This is a genomic window from Methylorubrum populi (assembly GCA_036946625.1).
GTDB lineage: Bacteria > Pseudomonadota > Alphaproteobacteria > Rhizobiales > Beijerinckiaceae > Methylobacterium > Methylobacterium populi_C.
The window spans coordinates 1255924-1282500 of sequence record JAQIIU010000002.1; the positions used below are offsets into that span (position 1 = coordinate 1255924).

22 protein-coding genes and 4 pseudogenes (1 of these 26 only partly in view) are annotated in these 26577 nt (G+C 66.0%); 22 read left to right on the forward strand and 4 right to left on the reverse strand.

Annotated features, from left to right (window positions below; translation table 11 throughout):
- Positions 1-7: 7 nt before the first annotated feature.
- Positions 8-1408 carry a coniferyl aldehyde dehydrogenase gene (locus PGN25_07855; protein ID MEH3117510.1) on the reverse strand — a complete coding sequence of 467 codons (1401 nt, stop codon included), beginning with the start codon at positions 1406-1408 and terminating at the stop codon, positions 8-10.
- Positions 1409-1776: 368 nt separating this feature from the next.
- Here PGN25_07855 and PGN25_07860 point away from each other — a divergent pair, with 368 nt between their 5' ends.
- The 8 genes from PGN25_07860 to PGN25_07895 all read left to right on the forward strand — a co-directional run bounded on the left by PGN25_07860 (position 1777) and on the right by PGN25_07895 (position 8997).
- Complete coding sequence (locus tag PGN25_07860; GenBank protein ID MEH3117511.1) at positions 1777-2874, forward strand: AraC family transcriptional regulator; 1098 nt, start codon at positions 1777-1779, stop codon at positions 2872-2874.
- A gap of 90 nt (positions 2875-2964) precedes the next feature.
- Positions 2965-4581, forward strand: coding sequence for an FGGY-family carbohydrate kinase (locus PGN25_07865; GenBank protein ID MEH3117512.1), 1617 nt, complete (start codon positions 2965-2967; stop codon positions 4579-4581).
- Positions 4574-5233: a class II aldolase/adducin family protein gene (locus PGN25_07870; protein MEH3117513.1), complete on the forward strand. Its 660-nt coding sequence runs from the start codon at positions 4574-4576 to the stop codon at positions 5231-5233. The genes PGN25_07865 and PGN25_07870 overlap by 8 nt, the downstream gene beginning before the upstream one ends.
- Entirely contained in the window at positions 5230-6690 is a 1461-nt protein-coding gene (locus PGN25_07875) for an aminotransferase class III-fold pyridoxal phosphate-dependent enzyme (protein ID MEH3117514.1), read from the forward strand. The genes PGN25_07870 and PGN25_07875 overlap by 4 nt, the downstream gene beginning before the upstream one ends.
- An 8-nt stretch (positions 6691-6698) precedes the next feature.
- Positions 6699-7334, forward strand: coding sequence for a hypothetical protein (locus PGN25_07880; protein ID MEH3117515.1), 636 nt, complete (start codon positions 6699-6701; stop codon positions 7332-7334).
- A 183-nt stretch (positions 7335-7517) separates the two neighbouring features.
- The gene (locus PGN25_07885; GenBank protein ID MEH3117516.1) at positions 7518-8324 is read left to right on the forward strand and encodes an SDR family NAD(P)-dependent oxidoreductase; all 807 of its coding nucleotides are present in this window, start codon (positions 7518-7520) and stop codon (positions 8322-8324) included.
- 54 nt (positions 8325-8378) lie between these two features.
- On the forward strand, positions 8379-8849 hold the full coding sequence (locus PGN25_07890; GenBank protein MEH3117517.1) for a cytochrome b/b6 domain-containing protein: 471 nt from the start codon (positions 8379-8381) through the stop codon (positions 8847-8849).
- A 22-nt stretch (positions 8850-8871) separates the two neighbouring features.
- Positions 8872-8997: a hypothetical protein gene (locus PGN25_07895; protein ID MEH3117518.1), complete on the forward strand. Its 126-nt coding sequence runs from the start codon at positions 8872-8874 to the stop codon at positions 8995-8997.
- A gap of 174 nt (positions 8998-9171) precedes the next feature.
- Here PGN25_07895 and PGN25_07900 read toward each other — a convergent pair.
- A pseudogene (locus tag PGN25_07900) lies at positions 9172-9288 on the reverse strand (LysR family transcriptional regulator).
- A gap of 567 nt (positions 9289-9855) precedes the next feature.
- Here PGN25_07900 and PGN25_07905 point away from each other — a divergent pair.
- From PGN25_07905 to PGN25_07925, 5 genes are all read left to right on the forward strand, one after another.
- A complete protein-coding gene (locus tag PGN25_07905) occupies positions 9856-10971 on the forward strand; it encodes an ATP-binding cassette domain-containing protein (protein MEH3117519.1) in 1116 nt (371 codons plus the stop codon).
- A complete protein-coding gene (locus tag PGN25_07910) occupies positions 10968-11612 on the forward strand; it encodes an ABC transporter permease subunit (GenBank protein ID MEH3117520.1) in 645 nt (214 codons plus the stop codon). The genes PGN25_07905 and PGN25_07910 overlap by 4 nt, the downstream gene beginning before the upstream one ends.
- Positions 11613-11614: 2 nt before the next feature.
- Complete coding sequence (locus tag PGN25_07915) at positions 11615-12301, forward strand: ABC transporter permease (GenBank protein MEH3117521.1); 687 nt, start codon at positions 11615-11617, stop codon at positions 12299-12301.
- A gap of 49 nt (positions 12302-12350) precedes the next feature.
- The gene (locus PGN25_07920; GenBank protein ID MEH3117522.1) at positions 12351-13265 is read left to right on the forward strand and encodes an ABC transporter substrate-binding protein; all 915 of its coding nucleotides are present in this window, start codon (positions 12351-12353) and stop codon (positions 13263-13265) included.
- Positions 13266-13851: 586 nt separating this feature from the next.
- Positions 13852-15225 carry a hypothetical protein gene (locus tag PGN25_07925; protein ID MEH3117523.1) on the forward strand — a complete coding sequence of 458 codons (1374 nt, stop codon included), beginning with the start codon at positions 13852-13854 and terminating at the stop codon, positions 15223-15225.
- 229 nt (positions 15226-15454) lie between these two features.
- Here PGN25_07925 and hutC read toward each other — a convergent pair whose 3' ends face one another.
- Positions 15455-16204 (reverse strand): histidine utilization repressor, encoded by a 750-nt coding sequence (gene hutC, locus PGN25_07930; GenBank protein MEH3117524.1) that lies wholly within the window; start codon positions 16202-16204, stop codon positions 15455-15457.
- 129 nt (positions 16205-16333) lie between these two features.
- Between hutC and hutF the strand changes: the two genes are divergently transcribed.
- From hutF to PGN25_07960, 6 genes are all read left to right on the forward strand, one after another.
- Positions 16334-17701 carry a formimidoylglutamate deiminase gene (gene hutF / locus PGN25_07935; protein ID MEH3117525.1) on the forward strand — a complete coding sequence of 456 codons (1368 nt, stop codon included), beginning with the start codon at positions 16334-16336 and terminating at the stop codon, positions 17699-17701.
- Complete coding sequence (locus PGN25_07940; GenBank protein ID MEH3117526.1) at positions 17698-19233, forward strand: histidine ammonia-lyase; 1536 nt, start codon at positions 17698-17700, stop codon at positions 19231-19233. Before hutF ends, PGN25_07940 begins: the two co-directional genes overlap by 4 nt.
- Positions 19230-20447 carry an imidazolonepropionase gene (gene hutI, locus PGN25_07945; GenBank protein ID MEH3117527.1) on the forward strand — a complete coding sequence of 406 codons (1218 nt, stop codon included), beginning with the start codon at positions 19230-19232 and terminating at the stop codon, positions 20445-20447. The genes PGN25_07940 and hutI overlap by 4 nt, the downstream gene beginning before the upstream one ends.
- The gene (gene hutG, locus PGN25_07950) at positions 20444-21271 is read left to right on the forward strand and encodes an N-formylglutamate deformylase (GenBank protein MEH3117528.1); all 828 of its coding nucleotides are present in this window, start codon (positions 20444-20446) and stop codon (positions 21269-21271) included. Before hutI ends, hutG begins: the two co-directional genes overlap by 4 nt.
- A complete protein-coding gene (locus PGN25_07955; GenBank protein ID MEH3117529.1) occupies positions 21268-22941 on the forward strand; it encodes a urocanate hydratase in 1674 nt (557 codons plus the stop codon). Before hutG ends, PGN25_07955 begins: the two co-directional genes overlap by 4 nt.
- A 66-nt stretch (positions 22942-23007) precedes the next feature.
- Positions 23008-23583 (forward strand): HutD family protein, encoded by a 576-nt coding sequence (locus tag PGN25_07960; GenBank protein ID MEH3117530.1) that lies wholly within the window; start codon positions 23008-23010, stop codon positions 23581-23583.
- 122 nt (positions 23584-23705) lie between these two features.
- Here the strand turns inward: PGN25_07960 and PGN25_07965 are convergent.
- A pseudogene (locus PGN25_07965) lies at positions 23706-24307 on the reverse strand (integrase core domain-containing protein).
- Between the two features lie 128 nt (positions 24308-24435).
- Between PGN25_07965 and PGN25_07970 the strand changes: the two are divergent.
- From PGN25_07970 to PGN25_07980, 3 genes and pseudogenes are all read left to right on the forward strand, one after another.
- Positions 24436-24594 (forward strand): annotated as a pseudogene (locus PGN25_07970) (IS3 family transposase).
- Positions 24595-24753: 159 nt separating this feature from the next.
- Positions 24754-24957 (forward strand): annotated as a pseudogene (locus PGN25_07975) (transposase).
- 127 nt (positions 24958-25084) lie between these two features.
- Positions 25085-26577: the 5' portion of an EAL domain-containing protein gene (locus PGN25_07980; GenBank protein MEH3117531.1), read on the forward strand. The gene runs 517 nt beyond the window's last position; 1493 of the gene's 2010 nt are visible here — the first part of the coding sequence; it begins with the start codon at positions 25085-25087; the stop codon falls past the right edge of the window.

Genomic DNA, 26577 nt, shown 5'->3' on the forward strand with positions numbered 1-26577 from the left:
CAGCGGCTCACCGCATCATGAAGCGGGCAAGAAGCCGTGCGACCGGTCCGTAGGGAGGCGCGGCCAGGCGCGCCGGATTGAAGCCCCGCACCCGGGTGATGCCCCGGGCGTGGGAGAATCGGCGGAAGCCGTCGCGGCCGTGGTAGGCACCGATCCCGCTCGGCCCGACACCGCCGAAGGGCAGGTCGCCCTGGACGATGTGCAGCAGCGTCCCGTTGATGGTGACGTTGCCCGACAGCGTCCCGTCCAGGACCGCCGTCCGGACCGCGCGGCTCTGGGTGAAGAGGTAGAGGGCGAGCGGGCGCGGCCGCGCCTGGACGAATCGGATGGCGTCTTCGACCCGGTCGTAGGGAAGGATCGGCAGGATCGGCCCGAAGATCTCCTCGCGCATCAGCAGCGCGTCCGTGGGCGGGTCGAGCACGATGGTCGGGGCCATCCGGGTCGCCTCGCCCGCGGCGACGGCATCGTAGCTGAGGACGCGCACACCGCGCTCCCGGCATTCCGCGAGCATGCGGGCGAGGCGGGTGTGGTTGTGCGCGCCGACGAGGCTCGTGTAGTCGCCCTCCCGTCCGCGGGGATAGCAGGACGCGATCTCGGCCAGGATGCGCTCGGCCAGGGCGTCGATGCGCTCGCGCGGCGCCAGGACGTAGTCCGGAGCGATGCAGGTCTGACCGGCATTCATCATCTTGCCGAAGACGAGGTCGCGCGCCGCGCCGGCCAGGGGATAGTCCGGTGCGACGATCGCCGGGGACTTGCCGCCGAGTTCGAGCGTCACCGGCGTCAGGTTCTCGGCGGCCGCAGCCATCACCTTGCGGCCCACCGCCGTCGAGCCGGTGAAGACGAGGTGGTCGAACGGCAGGCGCGAGAAGGCCTCCGCCGTCTCGACGCCGCCCGTGACGACGCAGACCTCTTCGAGGTCGAAGACCTCGGAGACCGCCTCCTGCAGAACCTCCGCCGTCCGCGGCAGCAGTTCGGACGGTTTGATCATCGCGCGGTTGCCGGCCGCCAGCACGTCGACCAGCGGTCCGAGTGCCAGCAGCAGCGGATAGTTCCACGGCACCATGATGCCGACGACGCCCAGGGGCTGGTAGATCACCTGATTGCGGAACGGCCAGAATTCGAGCGCGGTGGCGCGGCGCTCCGGCGCCATCCAGCGTTTCAGCGCGCTCCGCGCATGGGCGATCGCCCGGAGCAGCGGCGCGAGTTCGAGCAGCGCCGTCTCGTGCGCCGAGCGGCCCGAGAAATCCTGCGCGATCGCCGCGCACAGGTCACGATTCCGGGACCGGATCAGGGTCTCGAGGCGCTTCAGTCGATCGCGCCTGACCGAGGGCGGCGGAGATCCGTCCCGCATGAAGGCCGCGCGTTGCGCATCGAGCAACGGGGCGAACGGCGGGACGGCGGTCGACATGGCGTCAGATCCGGGGACGGAGGCCGGAGCCGCCGTGGCAGCGCGGGTCCGCGCCGTGGATCGCATCGCGCCGGCGGCCCGCCGCCGTCTCCGGCAACGAAACCGTATCGATCGAGCGATGTCGTGCCCAGGGATTCATGCGGCTCACCGAAAGCATCTTGCGCGACGACCGTGTTTCTTCGCCTTGAGCAATCATGGAAAAGAGCCTAAGCTCGAAATATCATCGAGACCGACAAGCATCGTCTTATGTTTCACGTTCGGACGTTAGGACTGGTGATCCGGCTCAGAAAGGTGCCGGTCGTGACAATCACGGGTCACATTCGGCCAAACGGGGCGAGCCGGACGCGCCGCGATCCGAGACAAGCGCCGTGATCGAGCCGGCCGCGACACCGAGGGGCGAACCGGCCGAATCCCGCGCGGCCCCGGACGAGACCGCGGATGCGCGCTACGTGACCGCGAACATCCCGGTCTTCCTGCTCCGCTGCCTGGCGGCCACGCTCGAAGACCTGGGCTTCAACCCGTCGCGCATCACCCTCGGGTTCGGGCTGACCCTGGACGATCTCGCCGATCCGAGCTGCCGCGTCTCCTTCCGCCAGGGGCACGAGATCATCCGCCGCGCGCTCAGGCTGGCCAAGGGATACGCCCTCGGGCTGGAGACCGGCAGCCGCGAGACGATCACCTCCATCGGCCTCGTCGGCTACGCCATGATCACCAGCCGCACCGTCGGCGCGGCGATCGACCTCGGGCTCGCGCTGCAGAAGGACACCGGCAGCATGCTGGAGTTCGACAAGCGGATCTCCGGCCGGGACGTGATCGTCTCGGCCAGCAGCCGGTTCCACGCCCCCGACATCAACATCTTCCTGGTCGAAGAGGCGTTCGCGAGCTTCCTGCAGATCGGGCGCGGGCTCGTGGGCGAGCGCTTCCGGCCGCGGCGGATCGAGCTGGCCTATCCGCCCCCTGCCTGCGCGGAGGCCTATCGCCGGATCTTCGACTGCGAGATCCGCTTCGGGTGCACCGAGAATCTCTTCGTCTACGACGCGGAGGAACGGGCCAGACCGCTGACGACTTCGGATCCCCTGAGTCACCGCGAGGTGATGAGCTTCCTCGAACGCAATCGTGTCCGCTGCCGCGAGGCGCAGGAGATCATCGACTCGGTCGAGCGCGTGCTGCGGCAGAACCTTCGGCAGGCACCGAACTGCGAGCGCGTCGCTCAGGAACTCGGCCTGTCCGAGCGGACCCTGCGGCGGCGGCTGGCGGAGTTCGACACCTCGTTCCAGGATCTCCTCGATCGGCAGCGGCGGAACCGGGCCCTGGAACTCCTGGCCAATGCCGGGCTGACGCTCGACGAGATCGCCCTCGCCGTCGGGTTCACGGACGCTCACAACTTCCGCCGTGCGTTCCGGCGCTGGACCGGCAGCACGCCGGGCGCGGTTCGCTCGGACGCCGCCAGATTATGGCCGGAATAGACCCTGGTTTGGGTCCATGCGGCCCTTAGAGAACGCTAGGGTGCCGGCTATCGTCGTGGCTCGATCGTCAAAGCCTCGAACGGACGCACGGTGCAGCCCACCGACCACAACAACGGCGACGCCTATATCCTGTCGCTCGATCTGGGAACGAGCGGCTGCAAGGTCGGCCTCGTCTCCCTGACCGGCGTCGTCGTCGACTGGGCCTTCCGTCCGGTGCCGCTCGTCGTGGTCGATCAGGTCGGCGCCGAGCAGGATCCCGGCGAGTGGTGGAAGGCCTTCGTCTCGGCGACCCGGGAGGTTCTCGGACGCGGCACGGTTCCGCGCTCGCATATCCGCTCCGTGTGCTCGTCGACGCAAGGGGAGGGAACGATCCCGGTCGACCGGGACGGCGAGCCCCTGATGAACGCCGTGCTCTGGATGGACATGCGGGGGGCACAGCCGCTGGCCAAGCAGTTCGGCGGCCGCTTCACCGTCGCCGGCTACGATCCGTTCAGGCTGCAGCGCTGGATCCGGCTGTGCGGGGGGGCGCCCGCCCTGTCCGGAAAGGACCCGGCCGGGCACATGCTCTTCATCCGGGATCATCGCCCGGCCGTCTACGAGCGGACCTACAAATTCCTGAACGTCCTCGACTATTTCAACCTGAAGATGACCGGGCGCTTCGTGGCGACCCAGGACTCGATCCTGACCTCCTGGGTCACGGACAACCGCTCCCCCGACGCGATCCGCTACCACGACGGCCTGATCGCCGGCAGCGGCATCGCCCGCGAAAAGTTCCCGGACCTCGTGCGCTGCACCGACGTCATCGGAACGCTCCGCCCGGCCGTGGCGGCGGAGCTCGGCCTGTCGCCGGAGACGGTGGTCGTGGCCGGGGCGATCGACAACACGGCGGCGGCGATCGGGGCGGGGACGATCGCGGACTACGACGCGCATCTCTACGTCGGCTCGTCGTCCTGGATCGGCGCCCACGTCCCCTTCAAGAAGACCAACATCCTCGATCAGATCGGCTCGGTGCCGTGCGCGCTGTCCGCGCGCTACATGATGATCGCCCTTCAGACGAGCGGCGCGAACAACGTCGCCTTCCTGAAGGACCGCATCATCTTCCACGACGACGGGCTGATCGCGTCGGAGCCCGCGCCGGACGTCTACGAGATCCTCGACCAGATCGTCGCCCGCACCCCGCCCGGCAGCGACGGCGCCATGTACCTGCCCTGGCTGTTCGGCGAGCGCTGCCCCGTCGACGACCGCTCGCTGCGCGCCTGCCTGTTCAACCTCAGCATGGAGCACACCCGCGAGACGGTGGCGCGGGCGGTGTTCGAGGGAACGGCGCTCAACACCCGCTGGATGATGAAGCCGGTGCGACGCTTCCTCGGGCGCCGGACCGAGCACCTGACGATCCTGGGCGGCGGCGCCCTCTCGGACGCGTGGTGCCAGATCTTCGCCGATACATTGGATCTGCCCATCCGCCGCCTGCACGAGCCGCTCAAGGCCAACGCGGTCGGCGCAGGCATCATCGGCGGCGTCGGGCTCGGCCTGACGGACTTTCCCGAGGCGGCCCGGCACATCCGGATCGCCCGCGTCTTCGAGCCGAACCCGGCCCTGCGCCGGCTCTACGACGACCGGTTCGCACTCTTCACCGATCTCCACCAGCGACTGGGCCCACTCTACCGCCGGCTCAACGGCACGAGGACTCCTCAGCACCATGCCTGATTTCCTGACGGAACGGCAGGCGGTCGTCGATACCTGCCGCGACCTGTCGGCCCGGGGCTTCCTGGCCGGCACCGGCGGCAACGTCGCCCTGCGCGTGGACGAGCGGCACTTCGCGATCACGCCTTCGGCCACCGACTACGCCGCCATGGCGGCGGCGGATATCGCCGTGCTCCGGCTCGACACGCGCGAGCAGATTGCGGGCACGCGGCCGGCCTCGGTCGAGCGCGGCCTGCACGCGGCGCTGCTCGCCGCCCGCCCGGACCGACGCGCGAGCGTACACACCCACCAGCCGGTCGCCAGCGCCGTCGCGGTGCTGCACGAGCGCCTCGCGTGGCGGCCGGGCACGGACCGCGCCCTGTACGGCGACCATGTCGGCCTCGTCCCCTACCGGCCCTCCGGGACCGGCCTGCTGGTCAAGGCGCTGGCCCGGAGCCTGCGCCCCGACATCCACGCCTTCCTGCTGGCGAGCCACGGCGTGATCTGCGCCGCGCCGACCCTCGCCGACGCCGCCGCCATGGTGGCCGAGGTCGAGGCGTCCGCCGCCGCGCACCTGCGCGACGCCATCGCCTCCCGCCCCGGCCTCGATGCCGGCCTGCGGGAACTCGCACTCACCTGTCTGGACGGAATCCGAGCGGAGGAAGCACGCGCATGAACATGCAGAATCCCGTACCGGGGGCGGCCTACGCCATCTCCGAATGGCCCGACAACGCGGCGGTGATGGATCGGCTGAACGCGCTGCTCAAGCAGCCGGTCCGCGGAATCCGGAAAGACGCGCTGCCCAAGGTACTCGACTACTTCGAACAGAAGTGCCGGACCTCGAAGGAGCTGGCCGCGCGCACGGCGGAGGTCATTCCCGGCGGCGTGCAGCACAACCTCGCCTTCAACCACCCCTTCCCGCTGGCGGCCACGCGCTGCGACGGCGCCTACATGTGGGATGCCGACGGCAACCGCTACATCGACTTCCTGCAGGCTGGCGGCCCGACGCTGCTGGGCTCCAACTACCTCCCCGTGCGCGAGAAGGTGCACGAGCTTCTCGACGCGTGCGGCCCCGTGACGGGCCTGTTCCACGAGTACGAGGTGAAGCTCGCCGAGCTGATCCGCCGGCACATGCCGAACATCGAGATGTTCCGCATGCTCGGCTCCGGAACCGAGGCGGTGATGGGGGCCATCCGGCTGGCCCGCGCCTACACGGGCAAGAAGTGGGTCATCAAGGTCGGCGGCGCCTATCACGGCTGGAGCGACCAGCTCGTCTACGGCATGCGGGTTCCCGGCACGGGACGCCGCGAGGCGATCGGCATCCCGAAGGGCTCCACCGCCTACACGCAGGAGGTCTTCCCCAACGATCTCGGCGCCCTGCGCCGCAAGCTGTGGCTGAACCGGGCGCGCGGCGGCACCGCGGCCATCATCGTCGAGCCGCTCGGGCCCGAGAGCGGCACCCGCCCGGTCCTGCGCGACTACAACGCGAAGCTGCGCGCCCTCTGCGACGAGTTCGGCGCGCTGCTGATCTTCGACGAGGTCGTGACCGGCTTCCGGGTCGGCATGGGCGGCGCGCAGGGTTACTTCGGCGTCCGCCCCGATCTGACGGTGTTCGGCAAGTGCCTGACCGGCGGCTATCTGATGGCCGGCGGCATCGGCGGCAGCAAGGACGTGATGATGCTGCTGGCCGGCGGCATCGGCACGAGCAGCCGCCGCGCCTTCGTCGGCGGCACCCTGTCGGCCAACCCGCTCTCCTGCCTCGCCGGTTACTATGCGATCGACGAGATGGCGCGGACCAACGCGGCGGTCGCCGCCGGCCGGGCCGGCGACCGGCTCCGCAAAGGACTGAACGAGATCATCGACCGGCTCGGCCTGCCCTACGTCGCCTACAATTTCGGCTCGATCGTGCACCTTCAGACCTCCGCGGTGCTGCTGATGAGCATGCGCAATCCGATCAAGCTGATGCGCGAGGCGTCCGCCCGCAAGCACGCGATGGAGGAGATGGGCGCGGCCTACCTCGCCCACGGCATCCTCACGCTTGCCGGATCGCGCATCTACACGAGCATGGCCGACACCGACGAGGTCATCGACGACGCGCTCTCGCGCTTCGAAGACGTGTTCCGGCTGGTCTGACGATGACCATGGAGAGCCGGGATTCGGTGGCGGAGACCTTGCGCCACGCCGCAGGGCGCCTCGCCGCCAAGGGGCTGATGCAACCCGAGGATACGCTCTCGCAGCGCATCCCCGAGCGTGCCGAGATCGTGCGGATTACCCGCCCTGCGGACGGCGGTCCGGCGCAGGACGTGGTTTGGGAGTCTCTCGACCGGTCGGTCGCGCGCGACCCGCACCACGCGGTCTACGCCGCGCGCCGCGATGTCGGCGCGATCCTCGAGGGCCGCCAGCGCTGGGGCGCGGCCATCGGCCGGCTCGGGCGGCCGATGCCGGCCCTGTTCGACGAGCAGGTGCGCCATCTGGGCAGCGAGGTCCCGCTCGCGGCCGGTCCGGTTCCGACCGTGCCCGGCGCGAGTACGAACGCCCTCGTCTGGGGTGACCGCGTGCTGTGTTTCGGCATGGGCCTGGAGCGCCTGCTGCTGAATGCCGAACTCTTGGAGAAGTGCGCCCAGGCCTTCGTGCTGTCGGCCGCCACGGGACGGCGGGTGAGACGGGTTCCGTGGTGGGTGCGTCTCATCGCGAACCGGCGCCTGTCCCGCGACGAGGGCGAGGCGGCCGAGCGCCATGGACGCGGCGAGCGCTCCGTCATGAAGGCGGGCTACTGAGCGAAGCGGCGGAGCGCAGGTGGCCGATCCCGCCGCGCGACGGTACGTCCGCGGGGTGGCCGGCGACGTTCGGATGGTGCCGGCGGAGGCCGCCCCGCCGTGCCGGACCCGAAAGGGTCGTCATCGCGGCCGTCCGGTGCCGCGGCCTCGCGGTTCGACGACTGCCGGAAGGCAGCGTCTTCCATGCCGGCATTTGTCGGTGAATCTGAGTTGTGGCAGGGGGGATCGATGGACTTTGCGGGCAAGGTGATCCTCGTCGTCGGAGCTTCTTCCGGCATGGGACGCGGCACGGCGGTCGAACTGGCGCGACAGGGAGCCACCATCGTTGCGACGGCACGGCGCCAAGCGCTCCTCGATGAGCTGGCTGCCGAGATCGTGGCAAAGGGGGGACGATGCCTACCGATGGCCGCGGATGCCACGGACGATGCCGCCGCCGCCGCCATCGTCGCGGCGACCATCGAGAAGTTCGGGCGCATCGACTTGGTGTTCCTGAATGCGGGCGGCGCGCCCGCATTGGATCTCACCAAGATGAATGCGATCAATGTCAATCAGTACATGCGGAACAACTACGACGTCGTCGTCAACTATCTCATGCCGACGTTGCAGCAGATGATGAAACAGGGCGGAGGACTGGTGGCGCATACGAATTCGCTCGCCGGCTTCCTCGGCATTCCGCTCCAGGGCCCCTATTCGGCCGCCAAGGGTGCGGCACGGCTGCTGATCGATACGTGCCGCATCGAGTTTGCCCCGCACGGCATTCGATTTGTTACCGTCTATCCCGGTTTCGTCGCGACGGCCGTCACCGCCAACGACGGCATGCCGGCCCCACTGGAGATCTCCGAGGAAAAGGCCGTGCAGCACATCATCTATGCGCTTCGCAAGGAGAAGCCTGACTATCTATTCCCGATGATCATGCGCTGGATCATCAAGCTGCCTCACGTCCTGCCGAAACGTGTGACGAATTGGATTCTTTCCAAGTCCATGCCATGACAGGCCGGTCGCCATGCCGCTGCTGTTCGTCCAGCACGGCCTGATGAAGGCAACGTGACCGGACGCCCGGCCGACGCCGCTCCCGTAGACGGAAGCGGCGCGCTGCGCGGCTCGGAACGCTCCTACGGCCGCGTCGCCCGCGCATTCCACTGGACCACCGCCGCGCCGTTCCTTTGCGTCTATTGCGCGGTCTATTACCGGCACCGGTTCACCGATCGCCGGACCCCGGCGAACTGGACCGCGCCCCAGTTCCACCTCTCCTTCGGGATCAGCATCTCGGGGCTCACCACGCTGCGCGTGACGTGGATGCTGGTCGATCGCCGGCCCGCCCCGGAACCCGACACGAAGCTGGCGCAGCGCGCCGCGCATATGGGCCACCTGCTGCTCTATGCGGTGCTGATCGTCATGCCGGGACCGGCTATCTCGGCACGTCGGTGCCGACCGAATGGTTCTTCGTGCTCGACATCCCCATGTTCCAGGACACGCGCGCCTTTACCACGCTGGTCGGGCGAGGGCTGGGCATGAGCTTTCACGAATGGGGGCGCCGATGGACTTCATCCACAAGAACGGCGGCGCTTACCGCGTCTGGCCGCTCAACCTCGGCCATGCCATCGCCGCCCTGTACCATCATTATGTGCTGCGGGACCGGACCCTCCTCAAGATGGCGGGATGAGCCCGGGTCGTCAGTGTCCCGAGCCCAGGCGCCCGGCGACCAGGATCAGCGTCACTATGACGGTCCCCGATATCCGGTCGACCACGCCGGCCACCTGCGTCCTGCTTCTCGACACGGCGCGCGAGCCGCAGGCCATCCCATGCCGGAGCGCGGCATAGTGCTGAACGGCGCTCGTCAGACTTTCGTCGTCCGGGCGAAATCGAAGGCGCGGAGCACCGGGCGCATCGGATCGCGGCTCGGGTAGTGGAGGAAGCAGCCGGGAATGGCAGGGCACCAGTCCTCCAGCACCCGCTAACGCAGCCTCGGCGATCAGCCGGTCGTTGTCGAAGACGAGCGGCCCGCGCATGCAGCAGGATGCCGGTGTGGTCGGCCAAAGCGCTGCGCGACTTCCCGTCGCGAGGCTCCCTCCTCGATCGCAGCCACAACACGCTCGCGCAGATCGGCGGACAGGGCAGACACCATCGGCTCTCCTCCTCGGAAAGCCGGGAATCGAATCGGATTCCCGCCCGCGTCAAAGCCCCAGGCATTCAATCCGGTCGGTTGACGCTCTAGCCAATACGGGAAGCGCGCTGGCAACTGTGTTGCCAACATCGAGATCAAACATCTGATGTACATCGCGGAAGTTCTACAGAAACAGCAATAATCCGATCAAATTGCTCGATAATGACCCCTTCTGCATAAAAAAGGGGCGTCGCTTCGAGTGCAAGTTTTTTCACCGATCGGGCTTGTTGCATCTGCGGCTTTGTGACATCGTTGTATAGACAATTAGGAGAAGCGCCACAGCCCGAACGGAGACGCGGGCGATTTCTCCGGCGCGGCATCCGCTGGCGCGATGAGTCTGAAGGGTAAGATGACCGAATGATCGTCTTCGATAGCGTCATCAAGCATTATCCGGGCATGACGGCGGCGGTTGGAGGCTTGTCGCTTACCGCGCCGACCGGTCAACTGACAGCCCTTGTCGGTCCTTCAGGCTGCGGGAAGACGACATTACTGCGAATGGTCAACCGACTGATCGTTCCATCCTCTGGTCAGATCCTGCTCGATGGAGAATCAACGGACAACATCGACGTTGTCCGCTTGCGCCGAAGGATCGGTTACGTGATCCAGCATGCCGGCCTGTTTCCCCATCGGACCGTCGTCCAGAACATCGCGACCACCGCACGTCTCAACGGATTGCCGAAGGACAAGGCCCTCCGGGTTGCCCATGAACTTCTCGAGCGCGTCGGCCTAACCGCCGACTTCGCGAGCCGCTATCCCTGGCAGTTGTCGGGAGGCCAGCAGCAACGTGTCGGCGTAGCCCGTGCTCTGGCCTCTGATCCGAAGTTCATGCTGATGGACGAGCCGTTCAGCGCCGTCGATCCAGTGGTGCGCGGGCAACTCCAGGACGAGTTCCTGAGGCTCCAGCGGGACATCGGCAAGACCATCATCATGGTCACGCACGATATAGACGAAGCTTTGAAGCTCGGCGATCAGGTCGCCGTCCTCAGGACGGGCGGCACGCTGGCTCAGGTCGCGACGCCCCAAAATCTTTTGGCGCGCCCGGCCGACGCTTTTGTGGCCGACTTCCTCGGAAGGGACCGAGGGTATCGTCATCTGGGATTCTCCGACTTCGATGCAGCCTTGCCGCTCTGCGCCGAGCCGACGGTATCGCTCGGCACGACGCCTGACGCCGCTCGGAGGGTGGCGCTAGACCGTTGGATTCTGGTGGCAGACGCGGCAGGCCAGCCGCTCGGCTGGGCAGACGTCGAGACGCTCAGACAACCGCTGCGAGAGGGCGATCTCTATCTCGGCGGGACGCTTGCATCGAAAGGCGGCTCCCTGCGGCAGTTCCTGGACGCGGTTCTCAGCTCACCTTCCGGTCGCGGGGTCGTCGTTCACGCATCCGGCGAGCTTGCCGGCACCGCTACGATGGCGCGCGTCGTTGAGGCGATCGAGGGCGTTCGTGGTGGTCATGCCGGCGGAGCCCGGCCATGATTTGGGGCTGGCTCTACCAAGAATCTGGCCGCATCTCGGAACTCTTCGCCTGGCATCTCGGCCTGTCCACGCTCCCGGTCATCATCGGGCTCCTGCTGGCGATTCCGCTCGGTTGGCTCGCCCGGCATCTCGGCCTGTTCCAGGCGGCTTTTCTCGGCGGCGCGGGCCTCCTCTATACGATTCCTTCGCTGGCGCTGTTCGTCCTGCTTCCGCTGGTGCTCGGCACCCGGATCCTCGATCCGCTCAACGTCGTCGTCGCGCTGACGCTCTACTCGCTGGCGCTCCTCGTGCGGACGGTCAGCGACGGACTCGGCGCGGTCCCACCGGCCGTGTTGCAGGCGGCCAGCGCCATGGGCTACCGGCCCGCCGCGCGCTTCCTTCTCGTGGAGCTGCCGCTGGCCGTTCCGGTCATCGCGGCGGGCCTGCGCGTCGCCGTCGTCTCCAACGTCAGCATCGTCTCGGTGGCCGCCCTGGTGGGCACGCCTCAGCTCGGGCTGCTCTTCACGCAGGGGCTGCAGCTTCACTTCCTCACACCGATCATCGTCGGCATCGTCCTGTGCGTGCTTCTGGCGGCGCTGCTGGATGGCTTGGTGCAGTTGCTCGCCAACCGTCTCACCCCCTGGCAAAGGAAAGGGCCCTGACCATGGTGTCCTGGTTCATGGATCCAGAGCACTGGGGTGGGCCGGACGGCGTTCCCGTCCTCCTCGCCCAGCATCTCGCCTATAGCGGCATCGCCCTCTTCGTCGCCTGCCTGATCGCGATGCCGATCGGCCTCTATGTCGGCCATACGCGTCGCGGCGTGGTCGTGGTTGCGGGGGTCGCCAACGCCCTGAGAGCGCTGCCTACTCTCGGGCTGATTGTCCTGCTCGTCATCCTGCTGGGGCCGAGCTTCGCATCCGACCTCGCTTTCGTCTTACCGAGCCTGATCGTCCTCGTACTGCTGGCGGTCCCGCCGATCATGGCTGCGACCTATGCAGGTATCGGGGCCGTGGAGCCGGAGGCGGTGGATGCGGCCCGCGGCATGGGTCAGCGGCCTCTGCAGATTCTCTTCGGTGTCGAACTGCCCTGCGCCCTGCCCCTGATCTTCTCAGGCCTGCGCAGCGCAACCCTACAGATCATCTCGACCGCGACGATCGCGGCCTACGTCTCGCTCGGCGGTCTCGGCCGGCTGATCATCGATGGGCGCGCGCAGAACGACTATCAACAGATGGCGGCCGGAGCGATCCTCGTCGGTCTCCTCGCATTCGCCGTCGATCTGCTGATCGGGCTCCTGTCCCACCTCTTCGTCTCGCCAGGGCTGAAGCGTCATTCAAGACGCTCACCCCTGTGAGCGTCCCCGCATCCCGATCTCCGGCCCACACGTCTAGGAGTACAACGGCATGGTCATCAAGACACTCGCGGCGGTAGGCGCCTGCGCCATCCTTGCTCTTTCAGGCCTCTCGACAACCGCCGTGAGCCAGCCTGCATCGGGAGTCCCAACCGGGCAAGGCGTCACAACGATCGTAATCGGCTCGGGCGACTTTCCCGAGAGCCAGCTAATTGCGACGATCTACGCCAAAGCTCTGACGGCGAAGGGAATCGTCACCACATTGCGAACCAACATCGGCAGTCGCGAAGTCTACATGCCGGCGCTGCTCGACGGGTCGATCGACTTGCTTCCGGAGTATGCCGGTGCCCTATTAAGCTACCTCGACAAGAAGGCAACCGCGCATTCCTCAACCGATGTGGAGGCTGCCCTCAAGGTCGCACTGCCCTCGGGCATTTCCATTCTGACGCCGTCGACGGCCCAGAATGCCGATACGCTGGTCGTAACGCGCTCCACGGCGACGAAGTACAACCTAAAGACAATCGCTGATCTCGCTCCGGTCGCTGGTGAGTTCGTCCTCGGCGGACCGCCGGAATGGAAGACCCGTAAGGAAGGAGTTGTCGGCCTGAAGACTGTCTACAATCTCAAATTCAAGTCATTCAAGGGATTGGACGCCGGCGGTCCGCTAACCCTTTCTGCCTTGAAGAACGGACAGATACAGGTTGCCGATCTGTTCACCAGCGATCCAGAAATCACCACGCAGGATCTCGTCGCATTGGAAGATGTAAAGAATCTCTTCCCCGCCCAAAACATCGTTCCATTGATTGCAACATCGAAGTCTAACGCCATCGTTGCCAAAACATTGGATGCCGTTTCCGCATCTCTGTCGACGCAAGATCTCATTAAGATGAACGAGCGTCTCGCAAAACATGCGTCCTTCGATGATGTGGCTAACGATTGGATTGCCGCAAAAGGCCTGAATCACTGATCGAATATGGCTGAAGTCCGAGGATCGGGCTCCCGGCGGATTGCAGGACAGTTCAGCCCCGCCGGGAGCCTCTCACAAAGCTCCTGATCACCGGGATTTTTCCTTCTGCACCAACCGTGCACCGGAATTTGTCGGGCCGATCTTGAGAAGGGGCGACTGCGGTCGTGGAGGCCGAACAGTCTGGTTCTCCAACATGCGGATGGGTCACCAAGCTTCGTCCACAAGTACAAAGCCCGGGCGGAAGATAGCTGCGGAATGCCACTGCTAGCAATCTTGGAGTGAGCCTTCGCAATCTTGAAGTTGCGCCTCCAAGCATTGCGGTAATGATTTGGCCTCTGATAATACCGAATTCGAACGCCGCCTGGGATAAATATTGTGAATATCTATATATAATTGGAATATAAATATCAGCTCTATTGATTATTTTTTATATTAAAAATTATACAACATCAGACAACACAAGAAAAATCAGCAATAATTCAGTTTTATATAGTTATTTATTCGATTGTCAGGTCAAAATATATATTAGGCCAATTTTACACAATACGAAAATGGTCCCTCGATTTTGAAGAAGGAAAGACACATCATGAGCAATCGGATCATGACCTTCAGGCGGCGGAGTCTGACGCTTGGCTGCTGCCTCGTCGTGAGCGGGGCCAGTGGTGTGGTGGCCCAACCGCAGGAGCTCGATGCAGAGCCGACGCAGTTGAACCGCACCCAACCCGTGACCGTACCGGAACCCAAGCGCAAGAAGATCCGCGTGGCGCCTCCCGCGGCCGTGACGCCGACGGCCCTGTCCGGGCCACCGGTCGCGCTCGACGGCAAATGGACTTTCGGCGGTGCCCTGCGAGCCCGGATCGACGTGAACTTCGATGCGGCGAATGCACGGACCGGTGCCCCCGACACCCGAAGCTATATCGGCTTCGACACGCTCATCCTGAAAGCCGCCTATGATTCCAGCACCTTCTTCGGCGCGGCCCAATACCGTATCCACGGAGGTGCCTTCCCCTACACTCGCGTGGCCGGTTACAAGGGCTATCTCGGCGAATTCAGTTTCCTGCAATTCGCCTATGCGGGCGTCAAGCTCAACGCCAACGACAGCGTCTCGATCGGCCTGCAGCAGGTGCCGTTCGGTCTGTTGCCGTACTTCAGTACGACGTTCTTCGAGACGATCGGTTTCGTCAATGGTATCGAAGATTTATACAATGTCGGAGTGAAATACAATCACACGGAAGCTGACCTCAATTATCAATTCGGTTATTTTCCGTCCGATGGCGGCAATTACTTCGGAATCAGTCGCAACAGTGCCCGCTACTCCACCAATATCGTCAAAGCAGACGGCTACCTCGCGGGTGGGACCAACAATGTCGAGCAGCACATGCTCGTCGGTCGTGGTGAATATACCTTCTTCAATTCTGGGGATGCAACGGCTACCGTCGGCGCCTCGATCCTGCGTTCGAGCATCTACAACTACGATACGCAGGAATACGGTTCGAAGCAGCAGGAGGCCCTTCACCTCGTGGGGACCTATGGCCCATGGACCTTGCGCACGCTCGGTGCGCGGATCGATATCGATCCGCGCAATCCCGGGGGCGCCAACAGCCTGATTTCCGTTGGCGGCTATGATGGTTCCTATAATCTCGCGACGAAAGGGTGGTTTGTTTCCGGCGATCTGTCCTATAAACTTTCCCCCGAGCACGGTCCGTTCTCGGAATTGACACCTTATGTGAACTACAGCGCTCTGTACAAGGATCGCGCCGATTTCCGGGATACCGAGCGGTACATGGTCGGTTGCGTCTGGGTGCTCCGTGAGATCCCGGAAATCTACATCTATACCGAGGCACGTTTCGGCCGAAATGACCCCTATACTGGGGCTGGGCAATACGCTCAAGGTCTTGGCGCAGGTGGCGACAACAAATTCAAGACCAGCTTCTATACCAACATCGGATATTATTTTTGATACGAGGTCTCTATGACGACGGTTCAGTGGCGTCCGTCCCACGACCGTGGGGCAGTGGGAGGCCAGTGAGCCGCTTGTCCGATCCGATGCTTGGTCGAAAAATCCGATCGATGGGAAGTACGGAAGGCTGTCCCTTCCTCGGCGGACGTTGGACCTCCGGTATGACGTCCGCCCGAACGTTTAGGACTTTCGGCGGACATGCGGCGGCGGTCCTGCCCATGCAATAGCGTTACTTTGAAAACCCGCTTTGGAGGCGGTATCGACTTCCCGGATAGAGCAGACGAACCGTTGATACGGGCCCCTCAGCAGACCAGGTTCGTCGCCTGATCAGCAGGCAGGGATCGATTTTGGAGATCGCTAGAAGCTTGCATTCCCACGGCAAAGCGTTCGTGGCCTCCACATATTGCTCAGCCTTCACGATGGGGGCCACCTCGGACAGATAAGCGTTCGACGTTGTCGTCATGAAATCTTGATGGATGTAGTCGGGAGCTCGCTTGGGATTGACGAATCTATCCTCGAGCTGGATCGGGAGTTCATCTTCGCGATGGACGATAATGGTGTGGAAGAGAAGGCTCCCGAGCGGCAGCTCGAGCAGGTCCGCCAGTTCGGGCCCGCAGGCTTCTCCCTGGATGAAAACGATGGTCGCGCTGTGCCGGCTGCCGCGTTGTCGGATTTCGTCGGCGATGTTCGGCACCGTTTCGAACTGGGAGGCGCGCTTCTTCGCCGCGACGAACGACCCCTTTCCCCGCACACGATCGACCAGCCCCTCCGCCGCCAGTTCACGCAAGGCACGGTTGGCGGTCATCCGGCTCACGCCCAGGCTGTCGACCAATTCGTTTTCCGAGGGAACCCGATGGCCGACGCTCAACTCGCCGCTCTCGATGCGGCTGCGTATGTAGGCTTTCAGCTTCTCGTATAGAGGTGCCGTGAGGTCGTCGACATCCTGCGTCTCACTCGGACTTGCTTCGGTCGATGACATGCCGGTTCCGTACTGCGTATGCTCCGGCATCTTATAGCCACGGACCACATGGCGCTGCCAGCCTCGGCTTGTGTTTCCCCTCAACATGCCCCATGTTGTATATGCAACTTGATCGGAGCGGGCCTACCTATGCAACCGCGGTCCCTCTTTTCCCCGTCCGCCCTGCTTCCCGAGGGCTGGATGCGCGACGTCGTGATTCATGTCGATGGTGCCGGATGCATCTCTGATATCGTCCCGGGCGCATCGCCCATCGGTTGTCAGGGCCTCGGTGGCCCGGTCGTGCCGGCTCTGTCCAATCTCCATTCCCACGCCTTCCAGCGCGCGATGGCAGGTTTGGCGGAGACGGCCGGCAGCGAGGACGACAGTTTCTGGACATGGCGGACGCAGATGTACCGGACCGTGTCCAAGGTGGACCCGGACGACGTGGAGGCGATCGCCGCCAAGGTTTATGTCGAGATGCTGAAGGGCGGCTTCGCCCGCGTCGCCGAGTTCCATTACCTGCACCATGGTCCCGGCGGGGACCGGTATGCCGACCCGGCCGAAACCTCGCTCCGGATCCTCCGCGCCGCGTCGCAGGCCGGCATCGGGCTGACGCATCTTCCCGTCTTCTACGCCCATGCGAATTTCGGCGGCATCGCACCCGGCGAGGGCCAGCGTCCGTTCCTCCACGAGGTCGACGGCTATCTCGCGCTCCTGGAACGGCTCGCACCGGCTTGTGCGAGGCAGGACGCGAAGCTCGGTCTGGCGATCCATTCCCTGCGGGCGGCGACGCCCGACGAGATCCGCGCGATCCTCGAAGCCGAGCGGACCGGCGGACCGATCCACATCCATGTCGCCGAGCAGGAGCAGGAAGTCGCCGATTGCCTCGCCTGGAGCGGGCGCCGTCCGGTGCAATGGCTGCTCGACGAGCTTCCGATCGACGATCGCTGGTGCGCGATCCATGCGACGCACATGGACAAGGACGAGACGGCCCGGCTCGCCGCCTCGGGCGCCGTCGCCGGCCTCTGTCCGGCGACCGAGGCCAATCTCGGGGACGGCCTCTTCCCCGCAACCGCCTTCCTTGAGGCCGGCGGTCGCATCGGCATCGGCACCGACAGCCACGTGGCGACGAGCGTTGCCGAGGAGTTGCGCCTCCTCGAGTACGGCCAGCGCCTGCGGGACCGGCGGCGCTCACGTTTGGCGGCCGGACCCGGCGCCTCGGTCGGGCGCACGATGCTCGATGCCGCCCTCGCCGGCGGGGCGCAGGCCGCCGGTCTCCGGACCTGCGGCCTCCGGCGGGGCGCGCCGGCCGACCTGATCGTGCTCGACGGGGCCAACCCGTTCATCGCGGCGGCGCAGGAGGACGCCATCCTTGGCCGCTGGCTCTTTGCGCTCGGCGGCGACGTGGTGCGCGACGTCCTGGTCGGCGGGCGCTTCGTGATCCGAGCGGGGCGGCACGAGGCGGACGAGGCCATCGACCGCGCCTTCCTGAAGACGCTTCGGAGACTGCACGCGTGAAACCAGTTGCTGTCGGGATTGTCGCCGAGCCTGCCGGCGACATCCTCCGGATCGATGGGCCGCCCAGTCCAGAGTGCATCGTCGCCGTCGCGCGCGGGGCGCAGATCGCCCTGGCGGAGACCGCCTGCGCCCGCGTTGCGCGAGGGCGGCGCATCGTCGAGGCGGTTTCGGAGCAGGGCATTCGCGGCTACGGCATCAACACCGGCGTCGGTGCGTTCAGCGACGTCATCATCGACCGGTCCCGACAGCGGGCGCTGTCGCGCAACATCCTGCTCAGCCATGCCTGCGGTCTCGGCGATCCGCTCGGTCGGCCGGAGACGCGAGCCGTGATGGCGGCCGAGATCGCGAGCTTCGCCAGCGGCGCATCCGGCGTGCGGCTCGAGGTGGTCGATGGCCTGGTCGCGCTGCTGAATGCCGACATCCTGCCCGTCATCCCCTCGCGCGGTTCGGTGGGCTATCTCACCCACGCCGCCGCCATCGGCTTGGTCCTCATCGGGCAGGGCGAGGCAATCGCCGGAGGTGAGCGGATCAGCGGCGCGCAGTCGCTCGCGCGGATCGGCTTCGCCCCGCTCGTCCTGGAGGCCAAGGAAGGTCTCAGCCTCGTCAACGGGACCCCCTGCTCGACCGGCCTCGCCTGCCTAGCCCTCGTCCGGTTCGCCGAACTGCTCGACTGGGCCGATGCCGCAGCGGCCATGACCTATGAGAACCTGGGTGCGCAGGCCGGGGTCTTCGACGCGGTGACGCTGTCGCTGCGCCGTTCCAACGGACTCCAGACGGTCGGCCAGCGCTTGCGTCGGCTTCTCGACGCAAGTCCGCTTCTGCGGCGGCGTACCGGAAGCCGCACGCAGGATCCGCTCAGCTTGCGAGCGATCCCCCAGATCCATGGTGCGGCGCGTGACGTGCTCGCCAGCGCACGCGTCGTCGTCGAGAGCGAACTCGGGAGCGTCACCGACAACCCCTCGATCGGCGGCACGCCCGATGCGCCGCAGGTTCGCTCGCAAGCCCATGCCGTGGCGGCGGCCCTGGGTCTCGCCCTGGATGCGCTCGCGGTCGCGGCGGCCGAGGTTGCGGCGATCTCCGAGCGACGGATCGACCGGCTGGTCAATCCGCTCGTCAGCGGCCTGCCCGCCTTCCTTGCACCCGAAGAGGGGGTTTTCTCGGGCTTCATGATCGCGCAGTACTCCGCCGCGGCGCTCGTTGCCGAGAACCATCGGCTGTCGATGCCTGCGAGCCTCGGCGGCGGCATCACCTCCGCCCTGCAGGAAGATATGCTGACGCACGCCACACCGGCGGCCACGAAGCTGCTGTCCATCCTCGACAACCTGCGCGACATCCTGGTCATCGAGCTTCTCGCCGCCGCGCAGGCCTACGACCTGCAGCCGGGCGTGGAGCTCGCGCCCGGCACCGAGGCGCTGCGGGCTCGCATCCGAGCCTTCGTGCCGGCCTATGCCGACGACCGTCCGCTCAACCGCGATATCACGATGCTCACGTCGCTCCTGTCCACACCGGCCTTCGCGGAGGATACCGCATGAAAAGGCTCCTGACGCGGGCCCGGCTCGCCACGCTTGCGCCTGACCGGCCGGGCCTCGGTCTCGTGGAAGACGGGGCGATCCTCATCGAGGATGGACGCATCGCCTTCGCCGGCGCGGCGCAGGACCTGCCGGCTCACAGCGCCGCCGGGGCCGAGACGCGCGACCTCGAAGGCCGTTGGGTGACCCCGGCGCCGATCGACTGCCACACCCATCTCATCCATGGTGGCGACCGGGCGCGCGAGTTCGAGATGCGGCTCGCCGGTGCAACTTACGAGGAGATTGCCCGGGCGGGCGGCGGCATCGTCGCCTCCATCGCGGCGACCCGGGCGCTCTCCGTCGAGGCTCTCGTCGCGTCCGCACTGCCGCGCCTCGACGCTCTCCTGGCGGAGGGGACGACGACGGTCGAGATCAAGTCCGGCTACGGTCTCGCGATCGAGGCCGAACTCCGGATGCTCGCCGCCGCCCGACGTCTGTCCGAACTCCGGCCGATCCGGATTGCAACGACCTGGCTCGCCGCCCACGCGACGCCGCCCGAATACAGCGGCCGCAACGGCGCCTACCTCGGCGAGGTGGTGATCCCCGGCCTGCATCTGGCGGCGGAGCGCGGGCTGGTCGATGCCGTGGACGGCTTCTGCGAGGGCATCGCTTTCTCCGCCGACGAAATCGAGCGGGTCTTCGCGGCGGCGCGGGCTCTTGGACTGCCGGTCAAGCTGCATGCCGAACAGCTCTCGCATGCGGGCGGTGCGGCGCTGGCCGCCCGCTTCGGCGCGCTCTCCGCCGATCATCTCGAATATTGCGATGCCGCGGATGCGCGGCTCATGGCCGAGGCCGGTACGGTCGCCGTGCTGCTGCCGGGCGCCTATTACTTCCTTCGCGAGACGCAGGTGCCGCCGGTTGACTTGCTTCGTGCCGCCGGCACGCGGATGGCGCTCGCCACCGACTGCAATCCGGGCACCTCGCCCCTCACCTCACTGCTTCTGACCATGAACATGGGCGCCACGCTCTTCCGCATGACCGTCGCGGAGTGCCTGGCAGGGGTGACGCGCGAAGCGGCGCGGGCCCTCGGCCTGCTCGGAGAGACCGGCACGCTCGAGTCCGGCAAGTCCGCCGACCTCGCCGTTTGGGACATCGGTCAGCCGGCGGAACTCGTCTACCGCATCGGCTTCAACCCCTTGCACGCGCGCTTCTTCCGCGGCGAGGAGACCTCTGCATGAACCCCGTCGAGATCCGCTGGGGTTCGTCCCCCATCATTCTCGGCCTGCCGCATGCGGGGACCGACGTTCCCTCGGGCATCGCGGCCCGCCTGAACGCCGATGGTGCCCGCCTGCGCGACACCGACTGGCACATCGATCGGCTCTACGAGGGCTTGCTCCCGAACCTGACCACGGTGCGCGCGACCTTTCACCGCTACGTCCTCGATGCCAATCGCGATCCCCGCGGAGTCAGCCTGTATCCGGGCCAGAACACCACCGGGCTGATCCCCGAGACGGATTTCGACGGCGAGCCGATCTGGCATGCGAGTGCGGGACCGACGGAGGAGGACGTCGCCGAGAGGCTGGCCCGCTTCCACGCCCCCTATCACGCCGCGCTCGCCGCCGAGATCGCTCGTGTGAAGGCCCTCCATGGCGTCGTGATCCTCTACGATTGCCATTCGATCCGGTCACGCATCCCGTTCCTCTTCGACGGCGTGCTTCCGGATCTCAATGTCGGCACTGCTGGCGGCGCGACCTGCGATCCGCGCGTCGAGGCCCTGGTCACGGCGGCCTGCCGAGCGGAGGAGGCCAGCTATACCACGATCCTCAACGGGCGCTTCCGCGGCGGTTGGACGACGCGGCATTACGGACGCCCCGCCGATGGCGTGCATGCGATCCAGATGGAGATCGCCCAGTCCGCCTACCTCGCCACCGAGCACGCCCCGTTCGCCTACGACGACGGCAGGGCGGAGCGCTTGCGCGCGCTCCTCGCCACCATCCTGTCCGGCCTCGAAACCCTCGCCCCCACGCTTGCCGCTCCCCTTGCACAAGGCCCCGTCCGATGAGCCCGATCGACCGCCTCCACAATGCACGCCCCGTCCGCTCACCGCGGGGAACCGAGCGCAGTGCGAAGTCCTGGCTGACCGAGGCGCCGCTGCGGATGCTGATGAACAACCTCGACCCTGACGTCGCGGAGAACCCCAACGAGCTCGTCGTCTATGGCGGCATCGGCCGAGCCGCGCGCAGTTGGGGCGATTTCGACCGGATCGTCGCATCGCTGCGGGATCTGGAAGCCGACGAGACGCTGATCGTGCAATCCGGCAAGCCGGTCGGCGTGTTCCGCACGCACAAGGATGCGCCGCGAGTCTTGATCGCCAATTCCAACCTCGTTCCCCATTGGGCCCACTGGGACCACTTCAACGAGCTCGATAAGAAGGGCCTCGCGATGTACGGCCAGATGACGGCCGGCTCCTGGATCTACATCGGCACGCAGGGAATCGTTCAAGGCACCTACGAGACCTTCGTCGAGGCCGGCCGCCAGCACTATGGCGGCGATCTTGCGGGGCGTTGGGTGCTGACCGGCGGATTGGGCGGCATGGGCGGCGCCCAGCCGCTTGCGGCCGTGATGGCCGGCGCCTCGTGTCTCGCCATCGAGTGCAACCCGGATTCCATCGAATTCCGCCTGCGCACCCGCTATGTCGATGAGAAGGCCGAGACGCTGGACGAGGCGATGGCGATGATCGACGCCTGGACCCGGGGCGGCGAGGCCAAGTCCGTCGCCCTCCTCGGCAACTGCGCCGAGATCCTCCCCGAGATGGTCAAGCGCGGTATCCGGCCGGACATGGTCACCGATCAGACCTCCGCGCATGATCCCGTCAACGGCTACCTGCCGATCGGCTGGACGATGGCTCGGTGGCGCGAGATGCGCGAGAGTGATCCAAAGGCGGTTGCTGTCGCCTCGCGCGCCGCCATGCGGATCCATGTGCAGGCGATGCTTGACTTCCAGGCACAAGGTATCCCGACCTTTGATTACGGCAACAACATCCGTCAGGTCGCCCTTGACGAGGGCCTGCGGAACGCCTTCGACTTCCCCGGTTTCGTACCGGCCTACATCCGCCCGCTCTTCTGTCGGGGCATCGGTCCGTTCCGCTGGGCGGCCTTGTCGGGGGATCCGGAGGACATTTACAGGACCGACGCCAAGGTGCGGGAGCTTCTGCCCGAGAACACCCATCTCCACCGCTGGCTGGACATGGCGCGCGAGCGCATCGCCTTCCAGGGATTGCCGGCGCGCATCTGCTGGGTCGGCCTGGGCGATCGGCATCGGCTCGGCCTTGCCTTCAACGAGATGGTGCGGAACGGCGCGTTGAAGGCACCGATCGTCATTGGCCGCGACCATCTCGACTCCGGCTCCGTCGCCTCGCCCAACCGCGAGACGGAAGCGATGAAGGACGGCTCGGATGCGGTCTCCGACTGGCCTCTCCTCAACGCTCTGCTCAACACGGCGTCGGGTGCGACCTGGGTCTCGCTCCACCATGGCGGGGGCGTGGGCATGGGCTTCAGCCAGCATTCCGGCATGGTCGTCTGCGCCGACGGCACCGACGACGCGGCGCGGCGCCTGGAGCGTGTGCTCTGGAACGATCCCGCAACCGGCGTGATGCGCCATGCCGATGCCGGCTACGAGATCGCCCGCGCGTGCGCGCGCGAACACGGCCTCAACCTGCCGGCCATCCTCTAACGGAAAAGCCGGCACCGGGTTGCCTCCCTGAGGACCGGCCCCGTACATCACCGAAGGAGCCCGGCGATGCGCCTCCTAAGACAAGCCGAACGGAGACGCATGCCGTGGAAGAACGGCGGAGGCACGTCCATCGAGATCGCGGTCCATCCGCCCGGATCCGATTTGGCGCACTTCGACTGGCGCCTCTCGATGGCGACAGTGACGGACGATGGTCCCTTTTCGATTTTTGATGAGGTTGACCGGACGTTGTGCCTCCTCGAAGGCGCATCCCTTGATCTTGAAATCGCCGGCCAGGAACACCATCGGCTGACGCCCGATTCTCCCCCCTTGTCCTTCCCCGCCGACGCCGTGGCGACGGCGCGCCTGGAGAACGGCGCGATCTCCGATCTCAACGTCATGACGCGCCGCGGCGTCTGTCGGCATCGCGTCGTCGAAAGGACGTTGTCTGGCCGGACTGAGATCGACTTGTCAGGCACTTGGAATGCAATCTTCCTAACAGGGCGCTGCTTCATCGAAGCCCAGACCTTCTGTGAAGAAGCCGTAGCCAATGATGTGCTCGTCAGTAACAGCGCGATCTCATCGGTTGTTGCACCATCCCATGAATCACTGAAAATCTACATGATTGAGATATTTAATCTATAAAATCATATTTTTTAAAAATTATTACTGAAACAATATTGTATTACATTGAGAAATATTTATAATGACAGTTGCGGAGGCTAAGCCATGATTTTCTTTTTAGGTTTGGTACCCGCGCTTCCAGCTCACACCCTGCTGTTTGGTCCCGGTATTTGGTGGAGCGGATTGAGCCTGAAGGGGCCGGGCTCAGCGGACCATGCCTTGCAGATGGCCTCGAACGGGGTGAGCCCGCGCAAGGTCTTGAGGCGGCGGCCGTAGTTGTAGGCGGCAATGAAATCGGCCAGATGCGCGCGCAGCTGCTCATGGCCGTCATAGTAGTAGCGCCGGACGGCTGCGTCCTTGATCGTGCGGTTCATTCGCTCGACCTGACATTCGTCCAGGGATGGCGCGGTTTGGTCAGACGGTGCTCCACGTCGTTGCGGGCGCAGGCTGACTCGAAGCTGTGGGCGCGGCAGGCCTCGCCAGCGGCGATCGCCTCCTTGATGAGTGGGGCTGCCGAGGCGACGTTGCCGGGCGTGGTGAAGTGGGTGCCGTTATCGGTGAGCACCGTGTGAACCCGGTAGGGCACGGCCGCGATCAGGTGGCGCAGGAAATCGCCCGCCACCCGGCGCGTGGCGCGCTCGTGCCGCTCGACGAAGGCGAACTTGGTCGTGCGGTCGATGGCCACGAACAGGTAGAGCCGGCCTTCAGACGTGTGCACCTCGGCGAGATCGATGTGGAAGTAGCCGGATCGCCGATGGCGTCGCCGGCGGATCAAGCAGCCGAGATCGCACGGTTGCGCCGTGAGCTGGACCGTGCGCGCATGGAGCGCGCCATCCTAAAAAAAGCCGTCGGCACCTGTGCGGAGATGCCGCGGTGAAGGTCGAACGCGTCCATCGGTGTCGATGGAAGACGCACGCCGAGGCCCGCCAGGCGGTGTTCGGATACAGCGAAGGCTACTACAACCGGCATCGCATGCACTCGGTCATCGGGGACCTCACCCCCGAACAAGCCGACCAGCGCATGACCGGCTAACCCTGCGTGGCCGCCAAACCGAGGGATGATCAGATCAGTCGAACCGCCTCGATCTTGAACTCACGCCCGAACTTGCGGCGCTGCATGGAGCACCTCCGGCTTCATCATCACACCTAAACCGGGTGTCCGTGAAACCGGCAGCAGGCCAAACGGTTCAAGGAGATCCGCAGGCGCACCTGCGTCGTGCGCATCTTCCCCAACGCCGAAAGCTGCCGGCGCCTCGTGCGGGCGCTCGCGATCGAGACCCACGAGAACTGGATGGAGGCCAACCGCTACCTCAACATGGACGACCTGCGCGAGCACAAGAAACTCGCCCTACGCCAAGCCAACAAGCCAGCAACACCGCCCTTTTGCAGAACTTGACGCACAAAACCTCCACCGTCTTGAGGCGTGGCCGGTCGGCATAGCCAGATTTCAACCTTCTGTTACGCCTTTTGCGGGTAAGGGCAGTACGCTTCAATCCGAAGCGTCCGATTCAGGCTCGTCCTTCATGCGCCCATACCCGAGCACGGGGTCGCATCTCGACAAGCTGATCCGCCGCGATCAACTCGAAGCGGTGCGCGCGAGCGTGCGCCAGGCGCTGCCGGTCAACGTCCTGCTCGGCCTGGCCGGCTTCCTGGTGGCCGCGCAAGCCGGTCACGGCATGGCGGGCGGGCTGTGGTTCGCGGCCTCGAGCGCCGCCAACCTCCTGCGGTTTGGACTTTGCCGTGCGCCGTGCCCGGGTCTCATGGCGTCGGCGGACGTTTCGTCGGCCCAGGCGGAGGAGGCCGCCCGCTCGGTCGACCGGCATCTGAGCCTCGCCTGCCTCTTCGCTCTGCTCTCCGGCTCGGTCTGGGCCCTGCTGCCGGTGCTGTGCGACGGCTACACCTCGGCGCAGACCCTGTTCTACCTCACGGTCACCTGCGGCATCACGGCGGGCGCGGTGACCCACGGCACCGCCTACGCGCGCGTTCCGATCTGCTTCATCATGCTGCCGCTTCTCTCGGTCGCGGGCTGCCTGCTGGCCGCCGGGGATTTCGACCGGATCTGCCTCGCGGCCACCGTCCTTCTCTACCTGGCCGCCCTGAGCCGCAGCGCGGTCGCGACCGAGTGGAATTTTCGCGAGACGAGCCGCCTGAAGAACGAGGCGGCTGCGCTGGCCGAGGCGCGCAAGGCCGCGCATGCGAGCGCGAGCGCCCTGGCCGAGGAGATGCGAGAGCGGGCGACCCATGACGGCCTCACCGGCCTTCTGAACCGGGCAGGCTTCGTTCAGCGGGCGGAGGAGCGGCGGGCGGCGGGCGGCGCCGTCTGCCTGATGCTGCTCGATCTCGACGGCTTCAAGTCGGTCAACGACGTCTACGGCCACACCACGGGTGACCGCGTCCTCGTCGAGGTCGCCCGGCGCATCCGGGCCGCCCTGCCGCCGGACTGCGACGCCGCCCGGCTCGGTGGCGACGAGTTCGCCCTCGTCTTCGACGGGAACCACGTCGCCGAGAACCCGATCGCCCTGGCCGAGCGCCTCGTCCGGACCGTGGCCGGACCGTTCGAGGGGTTCGATGCGGGCCGGCTCGGCATGAGCGCCGGCGTCTGCGCCCGGCCGGCCGACAGCCTCACCCACCTGTTGAGCTGTGCCGACGAGGCGCTCTACGCGGCCAAGCATTCGGGCCGGAACCAGGTCCGTCTGTTCGACGAGGGCCTGTGCAAGCGCCTGGAGATGCGGCGCGACTGCGAGCGCGACCTCTCACAGGCCCTGGCCGAGGGCGCGCTCGAAGTCTGGTTCCAGCCGATCTTCGGGCACGGCGGACGCAGCGTCACCAGCCTGGAGGCGCTGGTGCGCTGGCAGCATCCGGTGCACGGCTGGGTGCCGCCGGCCGACCTCATCGCCGCCGCGGCCATGGCCGGGCTGACGGAATCCCTGCTGCGCTTCATCCTGGAGCAGGTCTGCACCATGCTGCGCGCCCTGCGCGTCCGGGGCTTCGACGATCTCTCGGTAGCGATGAACGT

What these genes read in the sequence shown, in the direction of transcription:
- PGN25_07925 (MEH3117523.1), top strand. Translation starts at nt 13,852, where the DNA reads ATGAGCAATCGGATCATGACCTTCAGGCGGCGGAGTCTGACGCTTGGC.
- hutG (MEH3117528.1), top strand. Translation starts at nt 20,444, where the DNA reads ATGAACCCCGTCGAGATCCGCTGGGGTTCGTCCCCCATCATTCTCGGC.
- hutI (MEH3117527.1), top strand. Translation starts at nt 19,230, where the DNA reads ATGAAAAGGCTCCTGACGCGGGCCCGGCTCGCCACGCTTGCGCCTGAC.
- PGN25_07895 (MEH3117518.1), top strand. Translation starts at nt 8,872, where the DNA reads ATGGACTTCATCCACAAGAACGGCGGCGCTTACCGCGTCTGGCCGCTC.
- hutF (MEH3117525.1), top strand. Translation starts at nt 16,334, where the DNA reads ATGCAACCGCGGTCCCTCTTTTCCCCGTCCGCCCTGCTTCCCGAGGGC.
- PGN25_07885 (MEH3117516.1), top strand. Translation starts at nt 7,518, where the DNA reads ATGCCGGCATTTGTCGGTGAATCTGAGTTGTGGCAGGGGGGATCGATG.
- PGN25_07915 (MEH3117521.1), top strand. Translation starts at nt 11,615, where the DNA reads ATGGTGTCCTGGTTCATGGATCCAGAGCACTGGGGTGGGCCGGACGGC.
- PGN25_07920 (MEH3117522.1), top strand. Translation starts at nt 12,351, where the DNA reads ATGGTCATCAAGACACTCGCGGCGGTAGGCGCCTGCGCCATCCTTGCT.
- PGN25_07960 (MEH3117530.1), top strand. Translation starts at nt 23,008, where the DNA reads ATGCGCCTCCTAAGACAAGCCGAACGGAGACGCATGCCGTGGAAGAAC.
- PGN25_07880 (MEH3117515.1), top strand. Translation starts at nt 6,699, where the DNA reads ATGGAGAGCCGGGATTCGGTGGCGGAGACCTTGCGCCACGCCGCAGGG.
- PGN25_07955 (MEH3117529.1), top strand. Translation starts at nt 21,268, where the DNA reads ATGAGCCCGATCGACCGCCTCCACAATGCACGCCCCGTCCGCTCACCG.
- PGN25_07855 (MEH3117510.1), bottom strand. Translation starts at nt 1,408, where the DNA reads ATGTCGACCGCCGTCCCGCCGTTCGCCCCGTTGCTCGATGCGCAACGC.
- PGN25_07870 (MEH3117513.1), top strand. Translation starts at nt 4,574, where the DNA reads ATGCCTGATTTCCTGACGGAACGGCAGGCGGTCGTCGATACCTGCCGC.
- PGN25_07905 (MEH3117519.1), top strand. Translation starts at nt 9,856, where the DNA reads ATGATCGTCTTCGATAGCGTCATCAAGCATTATCCGGGCATGACGGCG.
- hutC (MEH3117524.1), bottom strand. Translation starts at nt 16,204, where the DNA reads ATGTCATCGACCGAAGCAAGTCCGAGTGAGACGCAGGATGTCGACGAC.
- PGN25_07910 (MEH3117520.1), top strand. Translation starts at nt 10,968, where the DNA reads ATGATTTGGGGCTGGCTCTACCAAGAATCTGGCCGCATCTCGGAACTC.
- PGN25_07875 (MEH3117514.1), top strand. Translation starts at nt 5,230, where the DNA reads ATGAACATGCAGAATCCCGTACCGGGGGCGGCCTACGCCATCTCCGAA.